At 66.0% G+C, this 23,176-nt stretch carries 17 protein-coding genes and 2 tRNA genes; 1 reads left to right on the top strand and 18 read right to left on the bottom strand.

Annotated features, from left to right (window positions below; all coding sequences use genetic code 11):
- Positions 1-3 precede the first annotated feature (3 nt).
- The 10 genes from uvrC to uvrB form a co-directional block, all read right to left on the bottom strand.
- The gene (gene uvrC / locus ACE026_RS04315; RefSeq protein ID WP_346481861.1) at positions 4-1,851 is read right to left on the bottom strand and encodes an excinuclease ABC subunit UvrC; all 1,848 of its coding nucleotides are present in this window, start codon (positions 1,849-1,851) and stop codon (positions 4-6) included.
- Positions 1,848-3,263, bottom strand: coding sequence for a hypothetical protein (locus ACE026_RS04310; protein WP_346465475.1), 1,416 nt, complete (start codon positions 3,261-3,263; stop codon positions 1,848-1,850). Before ACE026_RS04310 ends, uvrC begins: the two co-directional genes overlap by 4 nt.
- Positions 3,264-3,309: 46 nt before the next feature.
- Entirely contained in the window at positions 3,310-4,083 is a 774-nt protein-coding gene (gene kdsB / locus ACE026_RS04305; protein ID WP_486038046.1) for a 3-deoxy-manno-octulosonate cytidylyltransferase, read from the bottom strand.
- Between the two features lie 66 nt (positions 4,084-4,149).
- Entirely contained in the window at positions 4,150-5,172 is a 1,023-nt protein-coding gene (gene lpxK, locus ACE026_RS04300) for a tetraacyldisaccharide 4'-kinase (protein ID WP_346467536.1), read from the bottom strand.
- Entirely contained in the window at positions 5,172-6,920 is a 1,749-nt protein-coding gene (gene msbA / locus ACE026_RS04295) for a lipid A export permease/ATP-binding protein MsbA (RefSeq protein ID WP_486038045.1), read from the bottom strand. Before msbA ends, lpxK begins: the two co-directional genes overlap by 1 nt.
- Positions 6,917-7,339 carry an ExbD/TolR family protein gene (locus ACE026_RS04290; protein ID WP_486038043.1) on the bottom strand — a complete coding sequence of 141 codons (423 nt, stop codon included), beginning with the start codon at positions 7,337-7,339 and terminating at the stop codon, positions 6,917-6,919. The genes msbA and ACE026_RS04290 overlap by 4 nt, the downstream gene beginning before the upstream one ends.
- A gap of 3 nt (positions 7,340-7,342) precedes the next feature.
- Positions 7,343-8,017 (bottom strand): MotA/TolQ/ExbB proton channel family protein, encoded by a 675-nt coding sequence (locus ACE026_RS04285; protein WP_313211230.1) that lies wholly within the window; start codon positions 8,015-8,017, stop codon positions 7,343-7,345.
- Positions 8,018-8,020: 3 nt separating this feature from the next.
- Positions 8,021-10,429 (bottom strand): DNA internalization-related competence protein ComEC/Rec2, encoded by a 2,409-nt coding sequence (locus ACE026_RS04280; protein WP_486038041.1) that lies wholly within the window; start codon positions 10,427-10,429, stop codon positions 8,021-8,023.
- Positions 10,430-10,581: 152 nt separating this feature from the next.
- Positions 10,582-10,656, bottom strand: a tRNA-Val gene (locus tag ACE026_RS04275).
- Positions 10,657-10,763: 107 nt separating this feature from the next.
- On the bottom strand, positions 10,764-12,794 hold the full coding sequence (gene uvrB, locus ACE026_RS04270) for an excinuclease ABC subunit UvrB (RefSeq protein WP_121041682.1): 2,031 nt from the start codon (positions 12,792-12,794) through the stop codon (positions 10,764-10,766).
- Between the two features lie 152 nt (positions 12,795-12,946).
- Here uvrB and ACE026_RS04265 point away from each other — a divergent pair, with 152 nt between their 5' ends.
- Positions 12,947-13,483: a GspH/FimT family pseudopilin gene (locus ACE026_RS04265; RefSeq protein ID WP_486038038.1), complete on the top strand. Its 537-nt coding sequence runs from the start codon at positions 12,947-12,949 to the stop codon at positions 13,481-13,483.
- Between the two features lie 69 nt (positions 13,484-13,552).
- On the opposite strand, the gene ACE026_RS04260 is transcribed toward ACE026_RS04265, so the two are convergent.
- The 8 genes from ACE026_RS04260 to ppnN all read right to left on the bottom strand — a co-directional run bounded on the left by ACE026_RS04260 (position 13,553) and on the right by ppnN (position 22,931).
- Positions 13,553-13,629 (bottom strand) — tRNA-Asn (locus tag ACE026_RS04260).
- A gap of 70 nt (positions 13,630-13,699) precedes the next feature.
- Positions 13,700-14,116: a type IV pilin protein gene (locus ACE026_RS04255; RefSeq protein ID WP_346463748.1), complete on the bottom strand. Its 417-nt coding sequence runs from the start codon at positions 14,114-14,116 to the stop codon at positions 13,700-13,702.
- A 23-nt stretch (positions 14,117-14,139) separates the two neighbouring features.
- The gene (locus ACE026_RS04250) at positions 14,140-18,726 is read right to left on the bottom strand and encodes a pilus assembly protein (RefSeq protein WP_486038036.1); all 4,587 of its coding nucleotides are present in this window, start codon (positions 18,724-18,726) and stop codon (positions 14,140-14,142) included.
- Positions 18,723-19,205, bottom strand: coding sequence for a pilus assembly PilX family protein (locus ACE026_RS04245; protein WP_121041674.1), 483 nt, complete (start codon positions 19,203-19,205; stop codon positions 18,723-18,725). The genes ACE026_RS04250 and ACE026_RS04245 overlap by 4 nt, the downstream gene beginning before the upstream one ends.
- A gap of 7 nt (positions 19,206-19,212) precedes the next feature.
- Positions 19,213-20,394: a PilW family protein gene (locus tag ACE026_RS04240; protein WP_486038033.1), complete on the bottom strand. Its 1,182-nt coding sequence runs from the start codon at positions 20,392-20,394 to the stop codon at positions 19,213-19,215.
- Positions 20,395-20,402: 8 nt separating this feature from the next.
- Positions 20,403-20,867, bottom strand: coding sequence for a type IV pilus modification protein PilV (gene pilV / locus ACE026_RS04235; RefSeq protein WP_486038031.1), 465 nt, complete (start codon positions 20,865-20,867; stop codon positions 20,403-20,405).
- Positions 20,864-21,379, bottom strand: a complete 516-nt coding sequence (locus ACE026_RS04230; RefSeq protein WP_486038030.1) for a GspH/FimT family pseudopilin — start codon at positions 21,377-21,379, stop codon at positions 20,864-20,866. Before ACE026_RS04230 ends, pilV begins: the two co-directional genes overlap by 4 nt.
- A 163-nt stretch (positions 21,380-21,542) precedes the next feature.
- A complete protein-coding gene (gene ppnN / locus ACE026_RS04225; RefSeq protein WP_486038286.1) occupies positions 21,543-22,931 on the bottom strand; it encodes a nucleotide 5'-monophosphate nucleosidase PpnN in 1,389 nt (462 codons plus the stop codon).
- Positions 22,932-23,176: the final 245 nt, after the last annotated feature.

Here is a 23,176-nt window from a genome sequence, read left to right as displayed (position 1 = left end):
TCTCTACTCGCCCGCCGCGTCGGGCGTGGGCAGTCCATGAAGGTTAGCGTAGATACGCGCAGCGAGGGCGTCATTGATGCCGTCCACTTTCGCGATTTCCGCTTCGCCGGCGGCTTTCAGGCCGACCAGGCCGCCGAAATGTTTGAGCAGGCTGGCGCGCCGGCGCGGGCCGATGCCAGGAATATCCTCGAGCTTGCTGGTCATCCGGGCCTTCTGGCGGCGCCCACGGTGGCCGGTAATGGCGAAGCGGTGGGCCTCGTCACGCACCTGCTGGATGAACTGCAGCGCCGGTGAGGCCGCGCCCGGGCGCAGCTCGCGGCCGTCCGGCATGACCAGGGCTTCATGCCCTGCCCTACGCTCCACGCCCTTGGCCACGCCGACCAGCATCACCCCTTCCACGCCCAGATCGGCCAGCGCCGCCTGCGCCTGGGCCAACTGGCCGGCGCCACCATCGATCAGCAACAGATCGGGCAGCACCGCATCTTCCTCCACCGCCCGACGGAAGCGCCGCTCGATCGCCTGTCGCATGGCCGCGTAGTCATCGCCGGGCTCGATGCCGCTGATATTGAAACGGCGGTACTGGCTGCGGACCGGGCCCGCCGCATCGAACACCACGCACGAGGCCACGGTGGCTTCGCCCATGGTGTGACTGATATCGAAACACTCCACGCGCTTGACCTGTTCGGTCAGGCCGAGCATCTGCCGCAGGTCTTCGCTGCGCGCGTGCTGCGCGGTGCGGCTGCCCAGTTCGGTCACCAGGGTGATCTGCGCGTTGCGCGCGGCCAGTTCCACGTAGCCGGCGCGCTCTCCGCGCACGTTCCAGCGCAGCTGCACCTTGTGCTCGGCGGAGGCACTCAATGCTGATTCGATCAGGCTGGCATCCGGGATTTCGCGGTCGAGCAGGATCTCGCGCGGCGGCGCGTGCTCGGCGTAGTACTGGGAGACGAACGCGCCCAGCACTTCATCGGCACTCTCCTCGCCATTGGTGCGCGGGAAGAACGGCCGCGTGCCCATGTTGCGGCCATCACGGAACGCCAGCAGCAGCACGCAGGCACTGGCGCCCTGGGTGGCGCAGGCGAGCACGTCCAGATCCGCCGCGCGGCCGTCCACGTACTGGCGGGTCTGCATGCTGCGCAGCGAGGCGATCAGATCGCGCAGGCGCGCGGCCTGCTCGAATTCCAGTGCTTCGCTGGCGGTCTGCATCTGAGTGCCGAGCTCGCGCGCCAGCTGATCGCTCTTGCCTTCCAGGAACATCGAGGCGCGGCGTACCGACTCGGCGTAATCGTCCGGCGCCACCAGCTCCACGCAGGGCGCGCTGCAGCGGCCGATCTGATACTGCAGGCAGGGCCGAGAGCGGTTGCGGAAGACGCTGTCTTCGCAGCTGCGCAGCTTGAACAGCTTGTGCATCAGGTTGAGCGTTTCACGCACGGCAGTGACGCCCGGGTACGGACCGAAGTACCGCCCCGGCACCGCGCGCGGGCCACGGTGCAGCGCGATGCGCGGCCATTGCTCGCGGGTCAGCAGCACGTGCGGATAGGTCTTGTCGTCGCGCAGAGAGACGTTGTAACGCGGCGATAGCGACTTGATCAGCTGGTTTTCCAGCAGCAGCGCCTCGGCCTCCGAGCGGGTCACGGTCACGTCCATGCGCGCGACCTGCGACAGCATCGACATGATCCGCGTGGTCTTGGGCGTGCCGTTGAAATAGCTGCCCACACGGTTGCGCAGCGCACGCGCCTTGCCGACGTACAGCAGGGTGTCGTCGGCGGCGTACATGCGGTACACGCCGGGGGCGGTGCTCAGGTGGGCCGCAAATGCCTTGCCATCGAAGGCGGGGGCGGAAGAAACAGTCATTCGTTGATCGGCACGTCGCTCAGGACACCACTGACGGGGTCGAATCGCAGCACGGCATGGGCATCGGTCTCGGCAATCCACACCGCGCCACCACCCAGTGCCAGGCCAGCCGGGCCATGCAGGCGGCGCGGCAACTCCAGCGTACTCAGCTCACCACCGCCCAGGCGCAGCGTGCGCAGGCGGCCGTTGCCGGCATCGGCGATCCACAGCAGCGGCGCATCCGGACTCAGGGCAATTGCCTGCGGGTACTGCAGCAGTGCCGAGGTGCGCGGGCCGTCCTGTTCGCCGAACGTCCACAGCCCCTGCCCGACCAGCGTCTGCACCAGATCACCACGCAACTGCATGGCGCGGATCGAGGAGCCCAGCGCATCGCAGACGTACAGCACCTGCTGGACCGCAGCGACCGAGCACGGCTGCGCGAACGCGGCCATGTGGCCACTGCCGTCGCGCTCGTCGATGGCCCCACTGCCCGCGCGCCACTGCAGGCTGCGCTGGCCAAGGTGATAGCTCCAGATACGGTTGTCGCCGGCCATCGCGATGTGGATCTGGTTATCGGCGACGGCCAGCCCCTGCGGATGATTGAGGGCGGTGTGGCGCGGATCGGCGACGGGCCCTTCAATCGGCTCACCGGGGCGGCCGGTGCCGCACAGCGTGTCGACCTGGCCGGAGAGCAGATGGACGCGGCGCAGGGCATGGTTGCCGGTGTCGGCCACGTACAGCCATTCGCGCTCCAGCGCGAGGCCCTGTGGATGGTGGAAGGCCGCCTGGGCCTGGTCGCCATCCATGAAATCGGCGGTACCCATGCCGAACTGGCGCAGCACGCGGCCACCATGGCTGCACTCCAGCACGCGGTGATGGCCGGTGTCGGCGATGTACAGGCGCTCGGTGGTCACCGCCAACCCGGTCGGGAAGCGCAGCGGCAGGCGCGGCTCGGGGCTCAGTTCACGGGCGCCGTGCAAGTCCTCATCGGACGGCCGCGAGCTGCCTTCGCACAGCGCAGTAAGGGAGCGTTCCAGCTCCCCGCCGAGACCGACCAGACGCTCGCGCTCACGCCCTTGGGCATCGAGCAGAACCAGGGTCGGCCATGCGGTCACGCCAAAGCGGCGCCAGCCATCCCAGTCCGCATCCAGCAGGGCCGGCGCGTTGAGCCCCTGGCGGCGCAGCAGTTTGAGGGATTGATCGGGATCGCGCTCGCCATCGAAACGCGGCACCTGCAGCACCAGCAGCTGCAGCTTGCCCGGGTTGCGTGATTGCCATTGGGCCAGCTCGGCCAGCCGTTGCGCGCACCACACCGAGGCGGCGTTGACGAAGGCCAGCACGACCGGCCGCCCCTGCAGCTCCGCCAGGGTGGTCGGTTTGGCGTTGAGCCAGGTGGCGAACTCAGGCAGATCCTGGACGGGCTGGACGTTCATGCCCCGATTATGCCGGACTACGCGTCATGCAACCGTCGTGCCACGGTCACGGGTGTGCCGCCCACCAGGTTTCGGCGCGCGCCAGATCGTCCGGGGTATCGATGCCGGGCGGGAACTCGGCCGGGGTCAGGGCCACGCTGATGCGGTGCCCCGCTTCCAGCACGCGCAGCTGCTCCAGCGACTCCAACTGCTCCAGCGTGCCCGGCGGCAACGCGGCGAACTGGCGCAGGAAGCCGGCGCGGTAGCCGTAGATGCCGATATGGCGCAGCCAGTGCGGGCCGGCGAGCGTGTCGCGCGAGCGCGCGAAGGCATCGCGGTGCCACGGAATCGGCGCGCGGCTGAAGTACAGCGCATCCAGGTTCTGCTTGCGCACGACCTTGACCACGTTCGGGTCGAACAGGGTTTCCGCGTCGTCCACCGGCGTGGCCAGCGTGGACATCTCCGCACCGCTATAGACCAGGGCTTCGGCCACCGCGCGGATGCCTTCGGCGGGGGCGAAGGGCTCATCGCCCTGCAGGTTCACCACCAGGGTGTCATCGGACCAGCCCGCCTGTGCGGCGCACTCGGCCAGCCGATCGGTGCCGGAGGCGTGCTCGGTGGAGGTCATCGCCACGCGCACTTCGGCCAAGCCCTGCAGGGCGTCGGCGATGCGCTGATCGTCGGTGGCGACCCACACCTCGCGCGCGCCGGCGAGCAGCGCGCGTTGCGCCACGCGCAGCACCAGCGGCTCGCCGCCGAGCAGGCGCAGCGGCTTGCCCGGCAGCCGCGAAGCGGCATAACGGGCGGGAATGGCGACGACGAACTCGACGGAAGCGCTCATGGGGGATGACCTGTACGAAAGGAATGCAGTCAGGGACGCAGTGTGCCGCAACCGGCACCGGGCCCGTCAACGCTTGCCGAGTTTCTCGACGCGGTCCAGCAGGCTGATCCAGAACGCAGCCGGCAACTCGGCCGACAGCGGCACGGCGAAGTGCCATTCGGTCGCGAAGGCCTTGCACTTGACCGCATCCTTCTCGGTCATGAGCACCGGCAGTTCGCTGCCGAAGCGCAGATCTGCTGGCTGGTAGGCATGGTGATCGGCGAAGGCATGCGGCACCACGCCGATGCGATGCGCGCGCAGCATGTCGAAAAAGCGCTGCGGATGGGCGATACCGGCCACCGCATGCACGCGCTGGCCCTGGAAATGCGACAGGCGCCGCGCGCGGCCGCCCTGCAGCGGCTGTGCGCTGTCGATGCGCAGCTGCATCGGCCATTCGCCGAAGCCGCAGGCGGTCTGCGCTTCGGTACCATCGCTGGCCTGACCCATGTTGACCACGCGGAAATCGCAGTCGCGCGCACGGCTGGCCGGCTCGCGCAGCGGCCCGGCGGGAATCAGCCGGCCGTTGCCGTAACGACGCTGGGCGTCGACAACTTCAATTTCGATGTCGCGCGCCAGCCGGTAGTGCTGCAGGCCGTCGTCGCAGACGATGATGTCGCAGCCCGCCTCGACCAGCGCCTTGCCGGCCGCCACACGGTCCGCATCCACCCGCACCGGCACGCCGGTTTTCCAGGCGATCAGCACCGGCTCGTCGCCGCCGACGGCGGTATCGGTACTGGCCAGCACCCAGCGCGGGGTGCCCGCATCGTCGCGACCATAGCCACGGCTGGCGACCCCCGGCTTCCAGCCCGCTTCGCGCAGGCGGTTGACCAGGGCGATCGTGAGCGGGGTCTTGCCGGTGCCACCGGCGGTGACGTTGCCGACCACCACCACCGGCACCGGCAGCGAATGCCGTTTCAGCCAGCGGCGGCGATAGGCCATCCGGCGCAGTGCGATCGCCGCGCCGTACAGCGGTGACGCCAGGCGTGCCAGGAACGGAATGGCGCTGCCGTCGTACCAGTACGACGGCGTGTGGGTGCCCTTGCCTGCCATCAAGGCTGCCTTTCGCGGAACTGCATCTTGTGCAGGTGCTCGTACAGGCCACCCAGCGCCAGCAGTTCGTTGTGCGTGCCGCGCTCGACGATGCGGCCATGGTCCATCACCAGCACCTGGTCGGCATGTTCGATGGTGGACAGACGGTGCGCGATCACCAGCGTGGTGCGCTCGGGCATCAGGCGCTGCAACGCATCCTGCACCAGGCGCTCGGACTCGTTGTCGAGCGCGGCGGTGGCTTCATCCAGGATCAGGATCGGCGCATCGCGCAGGATCGCGCGGGCAATCGCCAGGCGCTGACGCTGGCCGCCGGAGAGCAGCGCACCGTTCTCGCCGACCGGCGTCTGCAGTTGCTGCGGCATGCGCGCGATGAACTCCCACGCATTGGCCGCTTCGGCCGCGGCCCGGATCTGCGCTTCGGTTGCGTCCATACCGTAGGCGATGTTGGCGCCCACGGTGTCATCGAACAGCATGACCTTCTGCCCGACCATGGCCACCTGGCGACGCAGGTCAGCCAGCGGGTAATCGTCCAACGCCACGCCATCCAGCGTGATGCGACCACCGCTGGGTTCGTAGAAGCGCGGCACCAAGCGGATCAGGCTGGTTTTGCCGCTGCCGGAACGGCCGACAATCGCCGTCACCGTGCCGGGCTTGGCCACGAAACTGATGTCGTCCAGCGCGATGCCGGTGTCTTCGCGATAGCGCAGCATCACGTGTTCGAACGCGAGCTCGCCACGTGCGCGGCCGATCCGCTGGATGCCTTGATCCCGCTCGACCGGCATATCGAGAATCCCGAACAGGCGCTCGGCCGCGGCCACACCGCGCGAGATCGAGGTCTGCACACTGGTCAGGCGACGCAGTGACGGAATGATCGCCATCATCGAGGTCATCAGGCCCATGAACTGGCCTGCGTTGAGCTTGCCGGCCAGTGCCTCGCGGGTGGACACCCACACGATCACCGCCAACGCCAGGGCCGCCAGGAACTGCACCGTGCTGGAGGCCAGCGCGCGCGTGGTTTCGACCTTCATGTTCAGGCCGAGCATGCGGTTGGCAAGCCTGGAATAGCGCGAAATCTCGTGCGCCTGGGTGCCATGCACCTTCACTTCCTGCTGCGCGGCCAGGGACTGTTCGGCGGTCTGCGCCATGCCGCCCATGCCGTCCTGGATGCCGCGGCTGATCCGGCGGTAACGCTTGCCCACGATCGAGACGATCACGCCGATCAGCGGCACCACCACCAGCATCGCCATCGTGACCTTGACGCTCATCTGCAGCATCACCACCAGCATGGCGATGATGGTGAGCGTATCGGCCACCAGGGTCTTGAGCGCATCGGCGCTGGCCTGGGTGACCTGCTCGGTGTCGAAGTTCAGGCGGCTGACCATCACCGGCGTGGCTTCGGCATCAAAATGCGAGGACGGCAGATGCAGGTACTTTTCCAGCACCTGCTCACGCAGGTCGCGCACCACGCTGCGGCCGGTGCGGGCCAGTGCGTAATCGCTGACCAGGGTGGCCAGGCTGCGCATCATGAACAACCCGAGGATGGTCAGCGGCAGGATCACCGCCATGCGCGGCTCCGGGTTGACGAAGCCCCGGTTGACCAGCGGCTCCATCAACTTGGTGAAGCTGTAACCGGCCAGGGCCTCGACCACCATCGCGACCACGGCGGCGACCATGAAGACCCAATAGGCACCGGTATACCCGAGCAGGCGCTTGTAGATCGGCCAGACGGGGGAATGTTTCTTGCTCATGGACGCACCTCCGGCGCGGTAGCGATGGCGATGCGGCGGAAGCCCAGCTGGCCCAGAGCGTCCTGGGCCGTGACGACAGCCTGGTAAGGCGTGCGCGCGTCGGCGCGCAACAGCACGGCCTGTTCCCGATCGCTGCCGGCGACGGCGGCAATCGTCTGCTTGACCGACTCGACGTCGGTGCGCAGCACTTCCTGGTCGTTGATGAAGTAACGCCCCTCGGCATTGACCAGCACGCTCAGCGAGCGCGGCGGCTCGGTGGTGTCCTGCTGGCTGGCGGTCGGCAACTGCAGCTGCAGCGTCGAGCGCGCGTCGAAGGTGGTGGTGACCACGAAGAAGATGATCAGAACGAGGATCACATCGATCAGGGGAACCAGATCGATATGCGGCTCGTCCTGGATCCGGTCATTGCGGATGCGCATCCGTCAGCCCTTGACCGTGACCGGTGCGGCGCCGGCCGAACCAGCGGCGGCACGCGGCGCGTTGTTCATCACGCCCGGGCGACCATCAAGCGCATCCAGCAGCGCCGACGCCTCCTGCTCCATCTCGATCACGTAGCCGGCGATGCGGCCTTTGAAATAGCGATGGAACATCAGCGCAGGGATTGCCACGATCATGCCGGTCGCGGTGCAGACCAGCGCCTTGCCGATACCGCCGGCCAGCTGGTTCACATCGCCCACGCCGTGGTCGAGGATGCCCATGAACATCTGGATCATGCCGACCACCGTGCCGAGCAGGCCCAGCAGCGGGCCGGCCGAGGCGATCGTGCCGAGGGCATTCAGGAACCGCTCCATGCGGTGAACCAGATGCCGGCCGGCATCTTCGATGCGCTCACGGATCTGGTCGCGCGGGCGGTTGCGCGCTTCCAGCGCGGTCGCCAGCAGCGCGCCCAACGGCGAGTTGCCGCGCAGCGACTGGATATGACTCGGATCGAGCTTGCCGCGCGCGGCCCAGTTGCGCACTTCCTGGCCCAGCCCGGGGGGCAGGACTTCATTGCGCCGCAGGGTCCAGAAACGCTCCAGGACGATTGCCAAAGCCAGTACGCCCAACAGCAGCAGCGGCAGCATCGGCCAGCCACCGGCCTTGACCAGTTCCCACACGTTTCAATCCTCCGGCCCAGCGGCCGCCTGTTTGATCGCCGATAGGATAGCAGCCGGCCGGCTCCGCTCCGCGGCATCCCACCAACGCCGCTCGAAAACCCGTTGTTCACGTACCTGCAGGCCTTCACGCCCGAGCCAGACGCGAACCGCGCCGCTCTCGGCCGTGTTGAGCACTTCGGCGCCCACGGACTGCCAGCGCTCCACCACCTCGGCACGCGGATGGCCAAACCGGTTGCGGTGACCGGTCGAGACGATCGCCAGCCGCGGCGCAACGGCCGCCACCCAGGCCGGCGTGGACGAACTGGCACTGCCATGGTGCGGAACCACGACCGCTTGGGCCGCCAGCAGCGCGCCGGCGTGCCGCACCAGCAGGGCCTCGCTGCGCTTCTCGATGTCCCCGGCCAGCAGGATGGCCCCCTGGTTGGTTTCCAGCCGCAGCACGCAGCTGCTGTCGTTGGTCGACTGCGGTTCGTCGCGCGGCGGATGCAGCACCCGGAACGTCACTCCATCCCACTGCCAGGATTGCCCGGCATGGCAGGCCGATGCGCGGCCACGCAGGGCGCCGGGCGGCGCCTGCAATGTTGCGCCGGGAAAGCTGCGACGCACCCCGCGCAGGCCACCGGTATGGTCGCGATGGTCGTGGCTGATCATGATCCGGTCCAGCCGGCCCTGCCCCAGCGCACGCAGGGTGGGCACGACGATCCGCTCGCCGGCATCGAAGCCATCGTCGGCCCCCGGCCCGGTGTCATACAGCAACGTGTGGCGGCGCGTGCGCACCGCGACCGCCAGGCCCTGCCCCACATCCATCACCAGCAGTTCCACCTCGCCCTCGCCCGGGCCATGCCGCGCCGGCCACAGCAGCGGCAGGCACAGCAGCAGGGCGGGCACCCGGCCACCACTGCCGCGCGGCAGCAGCAGCCAGAACACACCGAACACCGCCGAGATCAACGCCCAGCGATTGGCCTGCGGCAGCCACCACAGCGACAGCTCACTGCGCGCGGCGAACCCGAACAGCCACCAGCTCGCCTCGAAGCACCACGCGGCCAGCTGCCACGGCCAGCGTCCGGCACCGTCGATCAGCGCTTCCAATGCAGTGCCCAGCAGGGCCAGCGGTACGACCACCATCGTCCACCAGGGAATCGCCACCAGGTTCACCAGCGGCCCCGCACGCGAGGCCTGCCCGAACAGCGCCACGGTCAACGGCAGCAGCGCCACGGTCGCCACGCCCTGCGCGCTCAGGAAACCCCGCAACCAGCCCTCCTCGCGCCCCGGCAGGCACCAGATCAGCCACAACACACCGGCAAAGCTCAGCCAGAAGCCGGGCGCAAGGACGGCGAGCGGGTCGAACAGCAGCATCGCCAGCGCCGCCAGGGAGAGCGACTGCGCCACAGTTGCGCGCCGCCGGCTGCAGCGCGCAGTGGCCACCACCGCGATCATCAGCACAGTACGCACCGTCGGCAGCGCGAAACCGGCCGCTGCGGCGTACAGGGCCGCGCCTGCAACGGCCGCCGCCGCGGCCCCCATCGGACGCGGTACGTACAGGCCGAGCATCGGCAGGCACCGCCAGAGCCCGCCCGCCAAGAGAGCAGCGACGCCGGCCACCACGCCGACATGGAAGCCGGAGATTGCCACCAGGTGGGTCACCCCCAGCGCACGCAGGTCGTCCCAATCGGCTTGGCTCAGGCCGCGGGTATCGCCCAGTGCCAACGCCTGGACGAAGCGACGGCCATCGCCCTGGACCGCCCTGGCGATCGCGTCAGCCATCCGCTCTCGCCACGCAGGCAATCCGGTCGGCTCACCCAGCGGGTGCGCCTGGGCAGGCTCCCGCACGTACCCACTGCCAGCCACCCGTTGCCGCAACGCATAGCCTTCGGCGTCAAAACCGCCGGGGTTCACCCGCCCGCGCGGCGGCCGGACACGGACCGTGAGCGACCAGCGTTCGCCGGCCTGGAGCGTGCGCCGGCGCTCATCGGCTGCGCCGCGGAATCCGTCATACCAGCCCAGCGCGAGGTCACGGCCGCGAAGTTCGGCTGGCATTGCCGGATCATCGTCCACCCGGAAGTGGAAGCGGGTACCGCCGGAGCCGTGTTGAGGCAGGCTGATCACGCGCCCGTGCAGCGCATGGTCCACCGGCGGACCACCAGGGGGCAGCTGCTGCGCCAGCCCGGCGTGGGCATGCACGGCGGCCCAACCGAGACCGAAGAGGGCAGCACCGAGGAGGCGGAGGCGGCAGGGCAGGATCCAGAACAGAATGCCGGACACTGCCGCGGCAACGCCCCACCCCAGCGGCAGCAGCCGGGGCGAGAAGACGATCGTACAGATGCCTGCCAGCAAAGCGACGACACATGCCTTGCCGAAGATCGGAAGAGATGCGTGTGCCGCCATGCCGCCGGTGTGTAGCGCTCGCCGCATGTGCAGCACCCGGGAAACCCTGAGTGTCACCGGCGGGCGCAGTGCGGGGTATCAGTGCGCCATGCAGGCCGTTGTCAGGAAACGCACATAGCAAAAAAGCCAACCCGAGGGCTGGCTTTTCTGTTGTGCCACGACAGTCTCCGGGACTGAAGTGGTGGGCGGTACAGGGTTCGAACCTGTGACCCCTACCATGTCAAGGTAGTGCTCTACCGCTGAGCTAACCGCCCGTTTTGCTTTCCTGCCCCGCTGCGAATGCGTCGGTGCAGGCCGCGTATATTACGGACGCCCCCCGGAAAGCGCAACACTTTTGTGAAGATATTTCACAACGTGGTGTTCAGCCCAGACTGGCCTCCTTCAACTGGCGGATCTGATCGCGCACGCGGGCCGCATCTTCGAACTCCAGATCGCGGGCGTGCTGGTACATTTGCTGCTCCAAAGCCTGCAGGCGCTTGGCGATCTGGGCCGGCTCCATCGTGCGGTAATCGGTGGACTCTTCGGCCACGCGCCCGCCCTTGCCTTTGCCCTTCCCTTTGCCGCGCGACTCTTTCTCTGCCGCTTCCGAACGCGCGCCTTCGAGCACATCGGTGATCGGACGCAGCACCGACTTGGGCACGATGCCGTGCAGTTCGTTGTATTCGACCTGCTTGGCGCGGCGGCGGTCGGTCTCGTCGATCGCGGCCTGCATCGAGCGGGTCATCTTGTCCGCATAGAGGATCGCCTTGCCGCGCAGGTTGCGCGCGGCGCGGCCGATGGTCTGGATCAGCGACCCGGTCGAACGCAGGAAACCTTCCTTGTCCGCATCCAGGATCGCCACCAGCGATACCTCCGGCATGTCCAGGCCTTCGCGCAGCAGGTTGATGCCGACCAGCACATCGAACTTGCCCAGACGCAGATCGCGGATGATCTCCACACGCTCGACGGTGTCGATATCCGAGTGCAGGTAACGCACGCGGATGCCATGTTCGGTCAGGTACTCGGTGAGGTTCTCGGCCATGCGCTTGGTCAGCGTCGTGACCAGCACGCGGTCGCCGAGCTTGATGCGCTCGTTGACCTCGGACATCAAATCGTCGACCTGGGTGCCGACCGGTCGGATCTCGACCACCGGATCGATCAGGCCCGTCGGGCGCACCACCAGCTCGGTGATCTCACCTTCGGTCTCGCGCAGCTCATACGGCCCCGGCGTGGCCGAGACATAGATGCTGCGCGGGCAACGCTCTTCCCACTCTTCAAAACGCAGCGGACGATTGTCCAGGGCCGAAGGCAGGCGGAACCCGAACTCGACCAGGGTTTCCTTGCGCGAGCGGTCGCCTTTGAACATCGCGCCGATCTGCGGAATGGTCACGTGCGATTCGTCGATCACCAGCAGCGCATCCGGCGGCAGGTAGTCGAACAGCGTCGGTGGCGGATCCCCGGCATTCTTGCCGGTGAGATGCCGCGAGTAGTTCTCGATGCCGTTGCAGTAGCCGACCTCGGCCATCATCTCCAGATCGAACTGGGTACGCTGCGCCAGGCGCTGCGCTTCCACCAGCTTGTTCTGTTCGTACAGCTGTTCCAGACGGACCTTCAACTCCGCCTTGATCGTGTCCACCGCCGACAGCACGCGCTCGCGGGTGGTCGCGTAGTGGGTCTTGGGATAGATCGTGTAGCGCATCATCTTGCGCAGGCTTTCGCCAGTCAGCGGATCGAACATGCTGATCTGCTCGACCTCGCCTTCAAACAACTCGATGCGCACCGCTTCGCTGTCCGATTCGGCCGGAAACACATCGATCACCTCGCCGCGCACGCGGAAGGTGCCGCGGTGCAGCTCGAACTCGTTGCGGGTGTACTGCAGCTGGGTCAGGTGCTTGATCAGGTCGCGCTGGTCGATCCGCTCACCGGTGGAGAGGATCAGACGCATCGACAGATAATCCTCGGGCGCGCCGAGGCCGTAGATCGCCGACACCGTCGCCACCACGATCGCATCCGGGCGCGACAGCAGGGTCTTGGTCGCCGCCAGGCGCATCTGCTCGATGTGCTCATTGATCGAACTGTCCTTCTCGATGAAGGTGTCCGACGAGGGCACGTAAGCCTCCGGCTGGTAATAGTCGTAGTAACTGACGAAATACTCGACCGCGTTGTGCGGGAAGAACGACTTGAACTCGCCGTACAACTGCGCCGCCAAGGTCTTGTTCGGCGCCATCACCAGCGTGGGCTTCTGCACCCGCTGGATCACGTTGGCGACCGTGTAGGTCTTGCCGGAACCGGTGACGCCGAGCAGGGTCTGCTTGGCGATGCCCGCCTCGAAGTTGGCGGTCAGTTTCTCGATGGCCGCCGGTTGGTCGCCCGCCGGCGAATACGGGGATACAAGTTGGAAACGATCGCTCATGGTGTCGCCACTGCCGGGAAGCCTTCAGTATAACGGCCGGGTTGGTGACGGCCTGTTGAGGGGAGTGCCGACAGCAAAACGCGGCATGAACCGGCGTCGGTGGGACCTTCGGGCCGCCAAAGTGAAGGTTGCCTGCCGCCCGGACCGTCACCGTGGAAAATTCCCGCCCCCTGCCCCGCCCGGTCACCTGCGCCGGCGTGACGCTGATCCAGTCGCTGATCGCGATGGCGGTCCTGGCCATCCTCACCGGCATGGCCCTGCCGGCCATGAAGCAGACCCGGGACCGCCTGCAGGCCGACAGCCTGCGCATGCAGCTGGCCTCGGCGTTGGCGACCGCGCGCAACACGGCGATCACCGAACGGCGCCCGATCGCGGTCTGCCCCACTGACGATGGCGCCACGTGCGGCCGGGACTGGAGCCGGGGCTGGATGCTCTATGCCCCCGCAACGCCCTCCTCGGGCGAAGCTTCTTCCGCAGGCCCCCTGCTGGTGCAGCAGCACGCCCGCTCGAGGCTGAGCGCCTGGGGCAGCCAGGCCAAGCCGCGCATCCAGTTCCGGCCGGATGGGCGGCTCAATGGCAGCAACCAGTCGGTCACCTTCTGCCTGGACGGCGCCTCCCAGGGGAAGGTGGTGGTCAGCCTTTCAGGCCGCATCCGCAGCGAGCGGCCGCGGCGCCCCGTGGCCTGCTGAGGGACGCCTTGCCCGTCGCGCGGAAACACAAAAAGCAAAAGCCGCGATTGCTCGCGGCTTTTGCAGATCTGGCGCCCGAAGTTGGACTCGAACCAACGACCCCCTGATTAACAGTCAAGTGCTCTAACCGGCTGAGCTATTCGGGCGGGGTGCGCATTCTAGCCAGCATCGGCAGGGTGATGCAAGCGCTCCGGCACAACCGGCGACGGGGCAACGTTACCAGCAGCCAGAGACGGTCTTCTCGGTGGGCTTCTTGCGCCCCGCCTGATCCAGCGCCAACGTGCCGCACGTGTCCTTGGCCTGGCTTCCGCCGGCCACCGGGACGGCCTGGATACCGAAGGTACTGGCCGTCGGATCCTTGTCGAAAGACAGGGTGTAATGTGCGGTGCCATCGCGCGGTGACTGGGTGAACTGCAGTTTGGCGGTGGCGTACGTGTTCTGGACCGTGTGGTAACGCTCCAGGTTCTGGGCCAGCTCCACCAGATCGGCCTTGGCCTGGGCGCGCCGGGATTTCCGCACGGAGTCCTGATAGGCCGGCATGGCGATGGTGGCAAGGATGGCCACCACGGCCACCGTGATCATCAGCTCGATCAGGGTGAAACCGGCGACACGGCGGCGGAAGGCGGTCTGCATGGGGGCTCTCGTCATGAAAGTCATCAGCGCACCTGTCGCCAGGACTGGCGTCCGCAGGGGCGCGGCATGTACAGCGGGTCGGCACCCGGTGCACGCAGCACGAAGGTGCACTGGTTGGCCTTGATCAGCTCATCGACCGTGCAGGTGGCCTTGGTCGGGTCGCACGGGGTCAACTTGGGCACGAAGATGTTGGTGTCCTTCACCGGTGGGCCACTGTTGGTTTCCCCGCCCTTGGTCAGCGCAATGCCGCCGCAGTTGCCTGTGCACAGCGAATCGCCCCCGATCTCCTGACTGAGGCCGGTCATCGATCCAGCGCCGGTGAGCAGATCCAGCGAGTACATCCAGTTGGTACCGCCGCCGCCGCCGCAGATCGCCTGACCCGGCTCGTAGGTGGTGAACACCACCTTCCGGTCCTGGATGCTCGGATAGCCAACGAAGCGCTCACCGGCCACCACGTCGCCGACGATCAGGTCGGTATACCAGCCGCGCTTGCTCACATAATTGACGGCGTTGCTGCTGACATCCCGCAGCGAGTAACCCCCGCTTCCGGCACGCGCGGTGATCTGCTGCGAGATCAGATCACCGCGTCCGCCAATCGTCGAGGTCATGTTGTCCCAGACGCCGTACAGCGATTGCACCGGCGAAGACGAACTCACGGAATTGTCGTCATTGGTGAAGTACTGGCCGGTGCCGAACACGATGTTGTAGCCACGCCCGGCAGCCTTGGAGACTTCCAGCCCCCCCATGATCGGCTGGGCGACACTGTTGCGGCTGGCGGTGAACAGCGGCGCGCCACTGTAGGCCACGGCCCATTTACTGGGGTCTGGATCGCGGAGATCGAACTTCCACAGATTGCCCTGCATGTCACCGCCATAGACGGTGTCGGCGATCCCGTTGCTGTTGTAGGCGGCCACCGGCGCGACGTTGATCAGGCCGTTGCGCAACGCATAGCCGCTGCCACTGGGCGACAGCCGCTTGAGCACCTGCCCGGTCTGGATATCCACCACGAACAGCACCGGCTTGCCACTGGACGCATTGACGCCGTTGCCGAAGATCGCCACGAACCGCGGCGCGCTGTCAGCCGCGCTGCCGGCGACCGGAACGATCACCGGCTTGCCCAGCGCGAAGCCCATGTCCGAATCGGTCTTGCCCGAGACTTCCCACAGCACGTCATCCTTGGTGAAGGCCGCCGGATTGCTGATGTTCAAGCCGAACACCGCGCCGTTGCCGACAGCCTTCGCATTGGGCGCCAGGGTGGCGCCACCGGCACCGGTGGAGCCGACCAGCACGGTATGCCAGGCATCGCCGTAGTAGACGTCCGAAGAGGTCAGCGCACCATCCACGTAATAACGATGCGAGTACTTCGGATTGGCCAGCTCGGCCATGTGCTGCAGCGACGCGGACGGAATGAACGCGAAGAGCTCATTGCCAGCCGTTGTGCCGGTGGAGGCGTCGAAGGCATGCAGCATGCCGTCGTTCGCGCCGACATACACCATGGTGCTCCGGCTCTTCTTCGCGGTCAGGTAGTCCTTGTATCGCGTCGCCAGCGTCGCCTTCCAGCTGGGCGTGGAGCCCCACGCGCCATAGCCGTAGTTGTCGGCCGTGGACACGATCTCGGTGGTGGAGTTGACGATATCGCCAAGAATCAAGCCACGCGAGCGGAAGCCGCTGATGGCCGAGCCTTTCAGGTAGTTCACCAGATCGGCCACGCTGTGCGATCCGAACCACTCGGGAATCGAATTACTGAAACCGATGTTGGACAACTGAGCTGCGCGGTCGGCACCAGGAATATTGTTCGCCTCGAACGGTGCAGCCGCCACGGGCACCAGCGCCCCACTCCCATTGACCGTGGTCGGCGAGGTCGCCATGACGATGGTGCGACCACTGGAGCTCATCTTGGTCGAGGCGCGCCACAGCTCAATGTCATCGGTACCCGTATCGGACACCTTGCTGGCAACGACATCACCCACCCAGTCATTGGTGCCCGAGGTCACTTTGTAACTGGCCGAGACCGTGAACGAGCCCGCATTGATACGCGCACCGGAGCCACCGCCCGCCACCGGCGCATCGCCTTCCGCCGCACTTGCGAAGATCGCCTCGAGCGCGGCCTTGAGCTTGGCTGGATTGCGTGCAAGGAAGTAGTTGTCCGGTGTACCTGGCACCTTGGTGTCCCACTTTCCACTGGGCACGCCGTATTTGGCGGCGTACCACAGCGGGCTCTCCAGCTGGTTGGCCTGCGCGCCGCTCAACTTGTAGCGAACCAGAGAAGGCTTGGTCCAATTGTTCGGCGGATTCTCCGAGGTGCTGATCACCGAGCCATTGCTGTCGCCTGGACGCAGCAGCAGGCGCTGTACGTTGGTCGACGCGTTCGAGCCAACGATGGTGTAACCGGTCAACATCGCATTGCCTGCGTACGCCGAAAGATTCTCAAGGCGTACCAGTACCTCATCTTCGCCGATGGTCGCGTTCAACAAGCCATTGGCGCATTCCGTCTTGTTCTCCGATCGCCAACACATGTCAGCCACGCCCGCCTTGTCCCCGCAGGCAGCACCGACGCAGTAGCTCATCATCGTCACGACGTCGTTGTCATGATCGTTGCCCCACAACGAATCCTCCCACACCAGCGAGAAGCTGCCGGACTTGCCGTCGGCACGATAGGGACGACCATAGACATACTTGGCACCCACCGTCGACTGCTTGGTGCCGATTCCGACGGCGCCGAGGAAGCAGCTACGCCAGCCCGAATCACTGATCTTGGCACTGCCGGTGTTGTTTGCCTGACACAGCGGCGACAACGAAATCGTGCCCCCGGCAACGCTGATGTCGAACTTGGGCAGGTTCTCCGCCATGGCCACGGTATAGGTGGTCGCGGTCACTTTGTAGTCCGCCGGCTTGCCTGTCAGGCCCGGGCGCAGATCGGTCTCCGCGGCGGCCTTTGCCAACCCTGCCATCAGGTAGCTACCTTCGGTGGAAGGAATGTCCGGACAGATACCGCGGACCAGACTGAGGTTGTCGACGGTGCGGGCTTCGCAGATGTCTTCATGGGTGGGGATCGATTCGTAGCGACCCGTCAAACCGACCCGCCCAGCCATATAGCTCTTGCCTTTGATGCCTTCGGCAGCACCGAGTGCGTCGGTCGCCGACACCGCCGAAGCCAGATGGGGCACCGAGCCGACGTTGTCACTGTCGAACGACGGGAGCCCCGAGGACATCACCAGGATGTTGCAGGTGGCGCAGTACGAGTTACCCCCCGTTGCCGTGCTCCGGTAAGGATCCTTCCATTCGACCCCGGTTGGCAGTCCCGAAAGATCACCGGTATCTCCGTAAACCTTGGTTCCAGCGCCCACGTAACGCAGCGCCTCGGCATACATTTCGGCCAGCGGATTACCCCAGGCACTGCAGTTCTTGGCACCGTCGCCGGAACTGCCCGGATCCAGCAAATGGCCGCGCCCCTTGAATCCCTGGCGGTTCAGAATGCTGTAGTCGTTGCAGTCATTCCAATTGTTGCTCCAGTTCCACTGGTCAATCCGGAAGTTGGACATCGTATTGATGATGCCCTCGGCGCCACTGTTCTTCGCCAGGCAGAGCTGCCCGGTGGCCAGGTTGATCTCATCGCCCGCGTCACAGAGTGTGCTGCCATTGCCAGCAATCTTGCCGATGTTCCGGCGAAGCACACCGCCATCGCGAGGACTGGAGTAGGTGCCGGTCACCAGGCCAAAACGAAGGCGACCACTCTCACCATAGCTCTGCAGCAGACCACTGGGCTTGTAGTGATCATTGGTACCGTCGTTGTACTTGCGGCAGAAACTCTCCCGGTGCGCGTCCTTGCCAGGATCACAGACTTCCACCCTGACCGTGTAGTCACGATTCAGCCTCCTGGGTACATCCGCACTGCCATCGCCACTGCGATTGACGTCGCACTGCTTGAGGGCTGTGGACGCCCACTCGGACCACACGCCGTCAGCCACGCGCATGAGCGGCTCGCCATTCGCACTGATGCTGGCATTGCAGAACGATGCGCTCGCCTTCAAGGGCGTGAAGCTGTTGATATCGTTGCCGGTGTAAACCTTGACCCACGCGTGCAGGTCATTGGGAATCTGTGCGCGCTCCAGCACGGTCTTGTTGGCATCATCGGTGGAACGCTGCCCGCCATAGAGGACGTAGCGCATCACATCCAGCCGGCTCATCGTCACCCAGTTGAGGAAGTTGCCCGACCAGACCGTGCCACCACAGCTGTGCTTGTTGTCGCCGGTGGCTGCGTTGGCGGCCTTGAACACTCCAGCGTCATAGCTGTAGCAAAGATTCGAATCGAAATAGCCTTCGTACGGGAACTTGTCCTGGTACGTGGTATCGATGATCTTGTCGTCGTCCAGATCGCTGTAGTCGCTGTAAGCCTTGTTGAACAGCTGCTCATCGCGCGACATCACCATCATCATCAGCGGCGGCTGGCTCTGTTTGGTATAGAGCGGCTCCTGCGCGATGTCGTAGTCGCCCAGCGCGGCGCGCAGGGGCACGACACGGCTGAGCAGGAAGCCCACCACGATGACAAGGAAGCCAATGCGCAGCCAGTTGATCGTGCGCTTGCTGAAATGGAAGCGATCAGAGGTCATGGGATATAAATCGTGTCGACGACCGCACTGGCCGAGGGGTTGGTCGGTTCGTCACTGGCCAGTGCAGTGATCTGATAGATGTTGCCGGTCTCTTCATTCTGGCGCTCACCCACGCGCGCACTGGAGGCGGCGAAGCACTTGTCCAAGCGCCGCGTATAGCTCGCCTTGGCGTCGGAGGTGCCGTCGGCCCAGGTCAGGGGATCGAAGATCGGGCTGCACTCTTCCTGCTTTGCCGTGTAGGTACCGCCGGCCGCCAGGTCGGTATCGATGGTGTTCTCCAGCGTGCGTGCATCCGCCTCGGCATTCTGGAAGGCCAGGTTGGTGCGCAGGTAGTTGGCCGCCATGCGCTCCTGCATGCCGGTCACCTGCATGCCTGCTACGCCGAGAAGGGCAAGCAGGATCAATATGATGAGGGCGACATACAGCACGGCACCGTTCTGGCGGCGCGGTGCGACAAAGGGTTTTGGACGCGATGCCATGGAAGCCTCAATTGCCATAAAGGCGATTACGTACGGCGATCGTGGTTTGATAGACCGTCCGGAAACGACCGTCCGTCGGCGCGGTGAAGGTGACGCCCATGGCCGTCAACGCCGCATCCTCGTTGGCCTGTGCTGCGGCCGACGGATCCGGGCTTTCCAGCACCAGGCCCAGCTGCACCGCCCCGACCCGGCGCCACGCATCGGCGGCCGGCGTGATCGAGGCGTCCACGTCGGCAGCGGTTCCCTGCCGATCGATGTAGCCGGTGGGCGGCGAGGAGGCGCTGAGCGAGCGATCCTGCCCATACAGAAGCTGCATGTTGCGGACCCCCTCCACCAGTGCTTCCGGCGTACCCGCGACCAGTGCTTCACCGGGTTTGGCCGAGAAACGCACGCGATAGAGCGAACTCTGCCTGGTGGTGGCGTCGTAGCCGATGTAATAGACCACGCTCTCCGCGCGGTACAGCATGGCCTGGCCCGGGGTATAGAGGCTGGTGAAGCTGCCGGTGTTGTTCGGCGCGGACTCGAACGTCACGGTACCGGCGGACCCACTCACCGCGCTTGCCTGGAACATGGTGGCGGTCAGGCAGTCGGCGACGCCGAACAGGCCCGGCGCTTCCACACCACTTTGGAGAACGGCCCAACGGCTGCTGTCGAAATTGAACACCGGTTTGTCGTCCGTGCCCCCCACCACTGTGACCGGGACACCATCGGGCACCAGAAACCGGAGCGCGACGATGTCGCTGCCGTCCACCCGATTGGTCAACGCTGCGGCGTATTCCGTCGGCAGCGCCGGGGTGTACTCGATGCCGCCTGTCGACGGTGTGGCACTGAGGGTCAAGGGGTCGCCGGGCTTGGTGTCGGTGGCCTCGAAGCCCTGGATGGACTGCATGAAATCCAGCGCCGGGTGGCCGCCGGCATCGAACGTTGTATGCATCGAGCCAGGGCTCTGCACGTTGTGACTCTGGTCGTTGACGCAACCGAAGTGGCCGGCCATGCGCAGATCACGCTGCAGGAAGTCCATCGCGAAACGGCCATTCTCCTGCACGCGCGCCAGCCCCTCCGAGAGGCGCGAGGCCGTGCGCGAAGCGGCGAACACCTGCATCAGGCCCAACAGCAGGACCAGGCCGATGACCATGGCGATCATCAATTCGATCAGCGAAAGACCGCGTACGCGTTCACGGGGGGACATGGCGCGCATCACAGCTGCGTCCTCGCCGCAAAGGTGGTGTCCGCCGCGTCCAGCCAGCGCTCGTCTCCCCAGCTCACGCTGACCGTCACTTCATCGCCGCTGCGGGTCACCTTGGCACTGGCTTCATCGCCCAGGGCCTTGCCCAGCCGACAGCGCCAGTCCGTCATGTACTGATCTTTGGTGATCTTGGCGCCGATCGGCGATGTGCAATCGGCCGCCTTGGTGGTCGCCGCGTAGGTGCCCACGTAGGTCGTCGCGGCGACGCGATTGATCCGGATCTGGTCCAGCAGCTCGTAGCTGAGATTGGTCGCCTGGGTGCGGAAATTCGCGCTCTGCACGAACCGCACGTTCATCGTCTGCAGCAACGCGAAACCAAGCAGGCCGATGCTCATCACCACGATCGCGATCAGCACCTCGATCATGGTGAAGCCGCCCTGCCGTGCGCGCCGCGCGCCAAGATGTCGTGCCGTCACTTGCAGCTCTCCCGTTCCACACGTACCTGCCCAACGGCCGACAGCCGCAGCGTGCGCTGCAGCGGCTGGTCGCCGCATTCATCGGGCTTGAGGGTGATGTCCAGCGCCGCAGCGGCGCGGTTGCGACCCCGGCCGTCGAAGGCGAGCGTCAGGTTGTTCTCGCTGCCCAGCATCTTGGTCGAGCCGGCCGAGTACCGCAGCACCGGCTCGCCGGAATCGAAGCTGCCACTGCCGTCGGCATCGGACCAGACCATCCAGCCGTCGCCCCAGGTATCGCCGTTGCAGCTGGTGCCATCGGATGAGGCGCATACCCCGGCCCCACGGGTGTTCTTCAGCGCTTCGCTGCGCGCCAGCGCCAATGAAGCCATCAGCTCGTTGGTGGTGGTGGCCGCACGGTTCGAGCGCAGTACGCCCTGGAAACTTGGAAACGCAATCACTGCCAGGATGGCAAGCACCGCGATGGTGACCATCAACTCGATCAGTGTGAAGCCGTTGGACCGGCGCAAAGACATGAAACGCTCCCCAGCGTTGATGACACAGAAGATGAACGTCCCGCCGCCGATCAGCAAGAGGCGGCAGGACGAACGGTCGCCCGGAGGCGACAGGCGTCAATCAGTTGACGCAGATCCAGACCGACGGCAGGCCCCCCTGCCCGCCGCCAGCCCGGTCAGAGCCTCAGGCCATGACCTTGTAGCAGGGCTGGTACTCGCCCGAGATCTTCATGCGGCGCTGCTCGACGAAGGCGCGCAGCAGCTCATCCAGGGCCTGCATCATGTCCGCATCGCCATGGATCTCGAACGGACCGAACTGCTCGATGCGGCGCATGCCGTCTTCCTTCACGTTGCCGGCCACGATGCCGGAGAACGCGCGACGCAGGTCGGCGGCCAGGGCATGCGGCGGGCGGCCGTGGTGCAGGTCCAGCGCGGCCATCGCCTCGTGGGTCGGCACGAACGGCTGCTGGTACTCCCACGGAATCTCGATCGACCAGTTGAAGAAGAACGAATCCTTCTGCGCCAGGCGGTGCTCGCGCACGCGCTTGATGCCCTGGGCCATATTGCGGGCGACATTGACCGGGTCGCCGATGATGATCTCGTAGCGGCTGGCGGCCTCTTCACCCAGGGTGAGGCGGATGAAGCGGTCGATCTGCTCGAAGTACGGCGCGGCCACGGTCGGGCCGGTCAGGATCAGCGGGAACGGCAGATCCTTGTTCTCCTCGCGCAGCAGGATGCCCAGCAGGTACAGGATCTCCTCGGCGGTGCCGACGCCGCCGGCGAACACGATGATGCCGTGGCCGATGCGCACGAACGCTTCGAGACGCTTCTCGATGTCCGGCATGATCACCAGATGGTTCACGATCGGGTTCGGCGACTCCGCGGCGATGATGCCCGGCTCGGTCAGGCCGATGTAGCGCGTGGTGGTCTTGCGCTGCTTGGCGTGGGCGATGGTGGCGCCCTTCATCGGGCCCTTCATCGCACCCGGGCCGCAGCCGGTGCAGATGTCCAGCCCGCGCAGGCCCAGCTCGTAGCCGACCTGCTTGGTGTACAGATACTCATCGCGACCGATCGAGTGACCGCCCCAGCAGACGACCAGATTCGGGTCACCCGGGTTGAGGATGCGCGCGTTGCGCAGCAGCCCGAACACCGCGTTGGTGATGCCCTCGGAGGACTCCAGTTCGGCCGCATAGGCCGGGCCCATCTCGATGGCCATGTAGGCCAGGTCGCGGACCACCGCGAACAGCAGCTCGGCCACGCCGCGGATGATCTCGCCATCCACGAACGCCATCGCCGGCGCATTGACCAGGTCGATGCGCACGCCGCGGTCCTGCTGGGCCACCTGGATATCGAAATCGGGATACAGATCGCGCGCCGCACGCGGATCGTCGGAGGCGCTGCCGCTGGTCAGCACGGCCAGCGCGCAGCGGCGCAGCAACTCGTGCATGCCGCCACCGGAGGCATCGCGCAGGCGCGCCACTTCAGCGCGCGACAGCACATCCAGCCCACCGCGCGGGTAGATCCGCGCGTCCTGCACCGGCAGCGTCCGCGCCGGCTTTTCGTTGATCGTCATGTCCATCTTTTTCGCTTTCCTCAAGGTTACCGACTGTACCGCTGCCCCCTTAAAAAGCAAAACGGCCGGGAAACCCGACCGTTGGATGTGTCCTGACCGCGACAGGGGCACTGGGCCGTCGCAATTGCGCTGATTTGCGCGCAACTCATTGAAGATACATCCATGGTGTCGTTCTGGCAAGGGCGCCAATACGGCATGACGCCGGCAATGCTGGTCCCAAAAAGAAAGCGGCCGGGGTTTCCCCG

This window comes from Stenotrophomonas sp. AGC87, from assembly GCF_057333975.1.
Note: the sequence above shows the minus strand (reverse complement) of the source record. Positions and strands in the feature narration are given on the sequence as shown.